Origin of the sequence: Bacillus cereus group sp. MYBK101-2, assembly GCF_051918845.1 — a bacterium.
GTDB classification, from domain to species: domain Bacteria; phylum Bacillota; class Bacilli; order Bacillales; family Bacillaceae_G; genus Bacillus_A; species Bacillus_A paranthracis.
On the sequence record NZ_JBQAIE010000034.1, the window covers coordinates 1 to 8,573 of the forward strand.

The window sequence follows — 8,573 nt, forward strand, 5'->3', positions numbered from 1 at the left end:
CGTTCATCCTGAGCCAGGATCAAACTCTCCAATAAAGTTAGTTTGTCTAGCATCTAAAATAAAAATTGACGTTTCACGTTGTTTGTTTCGTTCAGTTTTCAAAGAACTACTCGGTCGCTCATTTGCGACTTCCTTATGTTAACATTTTCATCTTTCAATGTCAACTAAGTTTTTCATTTCGTTTGTCGCTTTCGACGTTAATGTCATCGGCGACTTGTTCTATATTACACTTCTGTACTCTAATCGTCAATACTTTTTATCCTTTTTATTTTATAAATTATAAAGTTTTTTATACTCCTTCCCTAAAGATTAATAAACTAGTGTAGTCATTTTTATAATCGACAGTTTCTACTTTATAAAGAATGAATATCAAGCCACACAAATATATATTAAAAGTAGCTTTTTTATTTCGGTTACATTCACAATTATCTCCTACCACTTCTCTCTAGGAATTATAAATACATCGTACATTTACTAAAATCTAATTACATTAGGAGGCGTTATGAAATGCATGCTAATAAGAAAATCATTTATGTATCCCATGATGCCCATTTCCACGGAGCACAGCTGCTTTCTTTACATACTATTAAAGCCCTTAAAGAAAATTTTCATTACTCCGTCGCAATTATTTCTATTGGAACCGGTATTTTAATCCACGATTTTCAAAAGTATGGTCCTGTTTATTGCCTAGAGGAAGACTACCCAACAGAAGAAAAAGTCGAATTATTAATAAAGAAGTTATTATTAAAAGACTATACCATCGCCATATGTAGTACCGTCATAAGTGGTGATATAGTTGCATTACTAGCTAAACATAATATTAAAGTTATTTCATTAATACATGAATTGCCGCATTTAATACAACAGTACTCTGCTGAGGGAAAAGCAAGAAACATTGCCCAATCTGCTCACAAAATTGTCTTCCCTTCACAATACGTGTATGAAAAATTCCGTACAATTACCCAATTAAATCATCAAAAATGCCACATTCTCCCTCAGGGCTTGTTCAACCATAATCCTTATAAGAAAAATATTGCACAAGCGAGAAGCGATTTACGAAAAAAGCACAATCTGCCTCTCGATAGCAAAATCATCTTGGGGGTAGGTTTCGCTGATCATCGAAAAGGAATAGATTTATTCTCACTTATTGCTTACTCAGTAAGAAAGATGCATACGAATATTCATTTTATCTGGGTTGGGAAAACAGATGTTCATTTTTTTAATACAATCTCCCCAAGATATACAGCACATTTCACATTAGTGGACCCAACTCCAGATATCGGTTTATATAACGCCGGTGCTGATTTATATTTATTAACTTCAAGAGAAGATCCTTTTCCAAACGTAGTTTTAGAAGCATTAGATACAAAAGTCCCTGTTATAGGGTTCAAAAACGCTGGAGGTTTTGAAGATGTTGTTACGGAACAAACCGGCGCATTAGTAGACTATTTAAACTTACCTATGATGCTGGAAAAAATATATGAACTTATCGGGAATGAAGATTTACGATTACAAAAAGGGACCTTTGGCCAAGAACTTATTGAAAGAGATTTCAACTTTCTTGATTACGTTTATCAATTATTAAACTTGCTTGAGCATAATTATAAAAAAATAAGCGTCATTGTACCGAACTATAATTACGAAAAATACTTACCGGAACGAGTTAAATCAATATTAAATCAAACCTATCCCCTTTACGAACTAATTTTCCTAGACGATACCTCTACTGACAATAGCGTATCTATATTTGAAAAGCTGCTCTCAAATGAAAATAAACACCACCTGAAAGTTCAGCAAATTATTAATGATAAAAATTCTGGTTCTGTATTTAAACAATGGATAAAAGGTGTCTCTGCAGCAACCGGTGATTATATTTGGATTGCTGAGGCCGATGACTTATGTGATCAGACATTTTTAGAAGAAGTAATACAAGGGTTTCATATAGATAGTGATGTTGCCTTAAGCTACACACAATCAAAACAAATAGATGAACAAGGAAATATCTTGGCCAATCATTATTTGGATTACACAAATGATATTGATAAGGAAAAATGGCAGAGTTCTTATATCCGAAAAGGGATAGATGAAATACAAGATACGTTACTTATCAAAAACACCATACCTAATGTCTCAAGTGTAGTTTTTAAAAACATAGATATAAAAACAATAGCAAAACAATTGGAAAAGTTTAAAATAGCTGGTGATTGGTTTTTCTATGTTTCTCTCCTTAAAGAGGGGAACATTTATTTTAATCCAAAACCTCTAAACTATCATAGACGACATACAAATAGCGTAACAAGAACAGAAGATTCATATTCCCATTACAGTGAAGTTGTACAAATGCAGAATTTCATTAAAGACACCTTTACTATCGACGACATTTCAAAAAAGAAAATGTATGCATATAGAAAGTACCTTGAAACATATTTGAAGGTTTAATTATATATTTTCTTTATCATCAGTATCTCTTGTAAGACATTACTATTATTTAAGGGGTGTTACTCTTTGAAAGAATTTATAGAGGCAAATAAACATTTGATTTCTCAAATTGCACAAAAATACAATGTAAGTGCAAATATCCACCCAGAGGATCATATCTTTCAATTCCTTATCACAAATCCAGTCTTTCCATCTAAAAAAGAAGCAATAGATTATTATTTTAAAGATGGAAGAAAATCAGCAGAAACACTCTTGGATTTAATTACTTCCTTTTATCCTCCTGTAGACACTCCAATTCAACTATTAGAATTCGCATCCGGATATGGCTGCGTAACACGTCATTTATTAAATCAGCAAACGAACTTAAGTATAACTACTTGCGATATACACGAAGAGGCTATTACTTTTATTGAAAACACATTACATACTTCATCTCTATTATCTCACCCTGAACCAGAACAAGTAAAATTAGCCTCGTCTACGTATGATATCGTTTTTTGTCTATCCTTTTTTTCTCATATGCCTGATACAACTTGGTTTCGTTGGCTTCAGACATTGTATAACGCTGTTTCCCCTGGCGGCTTATTCATTTTCACAACTCATGGATACCAAAGTAAAAAGTACTTCGGCTTTCCCGCTTTAAATGAACGGGGTTATTGGTTTCTTCCCTCTAGCGAACAACTCGATTTAGATGTTCATCAATACGGGCAAACGATCGTTAGCCCCTCTTACGTATGTGACAAAATTAAATTATTACCTTATAATCCTATTATCAAAAAATACACTGAAGGTTTTTGGTGGGAACATCAAGATCTTTGGGTAATAAAAAAAGAAATAAAATAATAAACCACGCTCTACTTATACAGAAGTAGGGCATGGCTTATTATTTTTTACTATATAAGAACTCTTCAATCCATAGCTTATTTAATCTAATTCCACTTTTGAAATCCACTTTCGGTTCCCAATTACATTCTCGTCTTACTCTATCTATATTTAAAATGATTTTTTGAACGTGTTCTTGCTTTTGTTTATAGCAGATAAAGTCCACTTTTCTTTCCGTTAATTTCTCCAATTCTACTATAATTCGTTTTAAAGAGAGACCCTTTCCGCTGCCTATATTATACACACAAAATTTCAAGTGATTTAATTGCGATAGTTGTATAGTAACTTCCACTAAATCATCGATATAAATATAATCTCGAATAATCTCTTGTGGATTCCCATATATATTAATCTTTTCATTACTGAGATGCTGATACAAAAAACAATTTATTGCTCCAACTTTCTTTAACGGGTTTTGATATTTTCCATACGGATTAGAATATCTACATACAACATAGTCCATTCCATATTTTTTCTTATAAAAGTACAAATAATTTTCAAGCGACACCTTTGTTATTCCATAAGGAGAAAGTGGTTTTAATGGATGTTCCTCATCAATAGGCAGATATTCCGGTTCACCATAAACTGTGCCTCCAGAAGATGCTAATACGATTTTTTTAATGGGGAAATTTTTAGCACTTTCCATGAAATTAAGAAAAAAAAGGCTACTGTTTATATCTCCGAAAACATCTTCAATTGAAGTTGTTACATTAGACGTTGCAGCTAAATAAATAATAATATCCACATTCACTAAGGCTTTATATATATCTTCAACATTTGCTAAATCACCTTTAATAAATTCAACCTCACTTATAATATTTTGAGGAAAATTATTTATATGTCTGGAAAATACTTTTACATTTTGGCCTTTTTTCAATAAACCTAATGCGAGGTTAATACCAATGAAACTATTTCCACCTACTATTAAATAATTATTCTTCCGCATAATATCCTCTCTAGTAATAAGATTTTTGCTTATCACACCTAGAAATACAAATAAATAAACTTAGTCAATTCTATTATTGAGTCTCTTATAATTGTATGCCCCTTATAAATTTTCATTATCTTTATTTTATATTTTCCCTTTAGAATCACTACCTTATTTAAACCGTCCGAAAAAACATTCATAATATTTACTCATTCCTATGAATATATTGGATTAGTAAAAGCTTTCCCCTTCTCCATAAATAAAACTTTCAAAAAGGAGCACTACATGTATGAAGAATGTAAATCAAGAGCTTTTAAATCATGTAATTCTACATAAAGATCGAATCCCACATTTCCATAAAGACTTTCCCCTTATACTATTCTGGAGCCATAGAAGCGGATGCACTACTTTAGCTAATTGGTTCTTTTTTCAAATCGGATTGTTTAATGAAGCAAAGAAATACCATGACTTTATTCATTACTATGAATTCTGGGTATATAAAAACAACACCAACTACATACCAGAGTTACAAAATGGGCTTCTAACGGCAGAAAAAGCTGTTTGTAAACTTGTACGAAATCCCTATACAAGGGCCGTCAGCTCATTTTTATTACTTGCTGACAATCCATATGCAATTCCTCAATGGGAAAGTATCCGCCAGTATTTATATAATGACAAATATAGTAACCGAGGAATATCATTTAAACAATTTTTATATTACGTTCGAGCATTAGGTCCCAATTCCGTAGCAATGGATATACATTTTAGTCAGCAATACGTTCCGGGTGAAGAAAATTTCATCCAACACTATATTCCTTTAGAAGATTTTAATACACAAATCACCAAAATAGAACACACGTATGATTTAGTTAAATCTAATTTAGCGCTACTTACAAATTCAGATCATCATCGCTCTCATAAAATGATGTATACAGGAAGCTATGCAGAGCTCAGCATTACAGATGCCACCTTCCCTCGCTTTCCGACATATAAAAGTTTTTATGATGAAGAAACAATGGCGTTAGTTACAGAAATATATGCACAAGACTTTGAAATGTATCCGTACACGAAAGGGATATTTTAAATTGATACATTCTTCAATGAATAAAAGCGAATGTATCGCATAGCATAAAGTGAAACTTTAATTAGAGAGGGGTTCTCCCCTGCTAATTATTCCCTTCTACCAATTTTACTGTTATAGATTCCCTAAATTTCACCTACCCTCTTTGAATTCACTAATTATTGACGCATGTGCCATATACATTTTTTACACAGGAGTGATGTCATGTGGAAGGTAATTTGAAACATAATAACGGATATTGTGTTATTTGTGAGAAGGAAACTACATTTATAGAGCATAACGATTGGCTTAGAGATCACTACTTATGTTCTACATGCCACTCTATACCAAGGCAGCGAGCTTTAATTCATGTTTTAAATACATTTTTTCCGAAATGGGGTTCCTATCATATTCACGAATCCTCACCTGGGGGGATTACAACTCAACTACTAATAAAAAACTGCAAAAACTATACATACTCTCAATACTTTAAAAACTATCCTCTCGGCCAATACTTTCAAGGGATTAGATGCGAGAACTTAGAAAACATGACTTTCCAAAATGGATCTTTTGATTTGTTCATTACTCAAGATGTCTTTGAACATGTAATGGAACCAAACAAAGCCTTTAAAGAAATAGAGCGTGTATTAAAGCCTGGCGGTGCTCATGTGTTTACTGTCCCTTGGTACCACACACTTCCAAAAACTTTGCAAAGGGCAAGAATCAATGAGGATGGAATTGAGTATATTGAAGAGCCAATTTATCACGGAAATCCTATTGATGAGAATGGGTCTTTAGTAACATTTGATTGGGGCCGAGATATGATTGAATATATTTATACACATGCAAATATGTATACCCTAGTTTATTTACAAAAGGATAAATCACTAGGCTTAGATGCTGAATTTTTACATGTTTTTATTAGTAGAAAACAAGAAAATGATTTTTAGGCACCATATAATTTGGAGGTTAACAAATGGATGACTTTAAGTTAGGAAGTGATTTTGATAACCTTGTTAGCCCGCTTTCTGATGTTGAACTTCTTCATCTATTTGTACAAAGTTGTTCACAAACAAGGATAAATGGTATCCCAGTACCTATGTTCCCCCCTGAAGAAATTCAACAACAGTTTGTAGGTGCTTCCTATGAACATGCTCTTTATGAAGCATATTTGTTTTATAGACTTGTAAAAACATATGCTCATAATTTAGGCGTTCCCTTGAATAAAGAACGGAAAATTTTAGACTTTGGTTGTGGCTGGGGAAGAATCATACGCTTCTTTTTCAAAGATGTTCGCCATAAAAATTTACTTGGTATTGATGTAGATCCTGTAATGATTAACCTTTGTAACGAAACGTTAGGAAGAGGCAGATATAAAGTAGCTCCCCCACAACCTCCTGCAGAATTTATTAATGACAATTCATTAGACATCATATTCGCTTATTCTGTATTCTCACATTTATCCGAAGAAACTGCAGAAAATTGGATAAAGGAATTTTCAAGAATTCTTCGTCCAGGTGGAATCTTCATCGCCACAACACAAGCGCGCTATTTTCTCGATTTTTGTCAACAATTTAAGGAACACCCTGAATTAATTCAGACAGGATGGCATAAAACTTTATCTCAAGCTTTTCCAGATATAAATCGTGCCATCTCGGATTATGAAAGCGGCAATTTCGTCCACAGCCCTACGGGAGCTGGAGACGTTAGAAATAGTAGCTTCTACGGGGAAACCATTATACCTAGAACTTATATTAAAAACCACTATGAGAAGTATTTAAAGCTGCGGGACTTTTTCGATGATACAAACCGATTACCCCAAGCTCTATTTGTTCTCCAAAAAGATTAACTCTTTTCACTCATTGTATAATGAAGATCATTTTATATTTCAGCCGTATATATTAAATCATTAAAGATTTCCATATCAAGCAAACTGTACAAAAAAATTCATTATGAGGCATAAACAGAGTAAGTAAATAACAGTTCTCATGCTTTAACTAGATTCGAAAAATCAAAAATAACTTCCCACCACTTGAACTACGAAGCACATAAGGGGGATATATCTTGAAAATAATTGCTTTTTACTTACCGCAGTTTCATCAAATAAAAGAAAATGACCGATGGTGGGGAAAAGGTTTTACTGAATGGACAAATACTAAAAGTGCACGACCTTTATTTCCAGGACATTATCAACCTAGAGAACCTTATCAAGATTTTTATTACGACTTAACCACCCCATCCGTAAGAAAATGGCAAGCAGAAATTGCCAAAGCACACGGCATATATGGTTTTTGTTATTACCATTACTGGTTTAAAGGGAAGAGGCTATTGGAGAGACCATTTAATGAGGTACTTCAGATGGGCGAACCAGATTTTCCATTTTGCCTATCTTGGGCAAATGAACCATGGACAAAAACTTGGGATGGTCTTGATAGTCACATATTAATGCCTCAAAATTACGGAGGGTTATCGGATTGGAAAGAACACTTTGATTATTTATTACAAGCTTTCCAAGATGAGAGGTATATCCGTATAGATAATAAACCACTATTCATTATTTATCGTCCTGGGCATATACCTAATTGTGAGCAAATGCTTAACTACTGGAATACACTCGCACAAGAAAATGGTTTGAAAGGTATATACTTCGCAGAAACATTAAACAGCTTTCCACTTCCTAATATAAATGGATTTGATGCTAGCATTCAATTCGAACCTTTTTATACAATTGCTCACGATAGTTCTTCCGACATAAATAAGATAATATATGAATCTAGTAAACAAATAAACGCTTGGGATTATGATAAAGTGTGGATGTATATATTAAAGCGATCTCCTTCAGAGAAAAAAACATTTCCCGGTGCCTTTGTTGACTGGGATAACACAGCACGCCGCAAAGATTTAAATAGCAGCATTTTCGTAGGCTCTACTCCTGAGAAGTTCACGATATATTTAAGTAAGCAAATCCAGCGCACCTATTCTCTTTACAACAGCGAGTTTTTATTTATTAATGCGTGGAATGAATGGGCAGAAGGTACTTACTTAGAACCAGATAAAAGGCATGGCTTTGCCTATTTAGAAGGAGTTAAACAAGCAATTAACAGAGGCATGAAAGCATACAAAAAAGACGAGTCATTCTGACTCGTCTTACAGTTGCTTGGCGACGTCCTACTCTCACAGGGACAAGGTCCCAACTACCATCGGCGCTAGAGAGCTTAACTTCCGTGTTCGGTATGGGAACGGGTGTGACCTCTCTGCCATCAT

General features: G+C 33.6%; 7 protein-coding genes and 1 rRNA gene. 6 read left to right on the plus strand and 2 right to left on the minus strand.

Annotated features, from left to right (window positions below):
* The first annotated feature begins 507 nt into the window (after positions 1 to 507).
* Positions 508 to 2,439, plus strand: a complete 1,932-nt coding sequence (locus ACTFSI_RS27650) for a glycosyltransferase (RefSeq protein WP_000543168.1) — start codon at positions 508 to 510, stop codon at positions 2,437 to 2,439.
* Positions 2,440 to 2,505: 66 nt separating this feature from the next.
* Entirely contained in the window at positions 2,506 to 3,282 is a 777-nt protein-coding gene (locus ACTFSI_RS27655) for a class I SAM-dependent methyltransferase (RefSeq protein ID WP_000657502.1), read from the plus strand.
* 40 nt (positions 3,283 to 3,322) lie between these two features.
* Here ACTFSI_RS27655 and ACTFSI_RS27660 read toward each other — a convergent pair whose 3' ends face one another.
* On the minus strand, positions 3,323 to 4,267 hold the full coding sequence (locus ACTFSI_RS27660; RefSeq protein WP_001230822.1) for an NAD-dependent epimerase/dehydratase family protein: 945 nt from the start codon (positions 4,265 to 4,267) through the stop codon (positions 3,323 to 3,325).
* Between the two features lie 271 nt (positions 4,268 to 4,538).
* Between ACTFSI_RS27660 and ACTFSI_RS27665 the strand changes: the two genes are divergently transcribed.
* The 4 genes from ACTFSI_RS27665 to ACTFSI_RS27680 all read left to right on the plus strand — a co-directional run bounded on the left by ACTFSI_RS27665 (position 4,539) and on the right by ACTFSI_RS27680 (position 8,450).
* A complete protein-coding gene (locus ACTFSI_RS27665; protein WP_000800262.1) occupies positions 4,539 to 5,333 on the plus strand; it encodes a sulfotransferase family 2 domain-containing protein in 795 nt (264 codons plus the stop codon).
* Between the two features lie 203 nt (positions 5,334 to 5,536).
* Positions 5,537 to 6,259 (plus strand): class I SAM-dependent methyltransferase, encoded by a 723-nt coding sequence (locus ACTFSI_RS27670; RefSeq protein WP_000398930.1) that lies wholly within the window; start codon positions 5,537 to 5,539, stop codon positions 6,257 to 6,259.
* 26 nt (positions 6,260 to 6,285) lie between these two features.
* The gene (locus ACTFSI_RS27675) at positions 6,286 to 7,158 is read left to right on the plus strand and encodes a class I SAM-dependent methyltransferase (protein WP_270365359.1); all 873 of its coding nucleotides are present in this window, start codon (positions 6,286 to 6,288) and stop codon (positions 7,156 to 7,158) included.
* 215 nt (positions 7,159 to 7,373) lie between these two features.
* The gene (locus tag ACTFSI_RS27680; protein WP_044793652.1) at positions 7,374 to 8,450 is read left to right on the plus strand and encodes a glycosyltransferase WbsX family protein; all 1,077 of its coding nucleotides are present in this window, start codon (positions 7,374 to 7,376) and stop codon (positions 8,448 to 8,450) included.
* A gap of 14 nt (positions 8,451 to 8,464) precedes the next feature.
* Here ACTFSI_RS27680 and rrf read toward each other — a convergent pair.
* A 5S ribosomal RNA gene (gene rrf, locus ACTFSI_RS27685) occupies positions 8,465 to 8,573 on the minus strand; the annotation flags it as partial.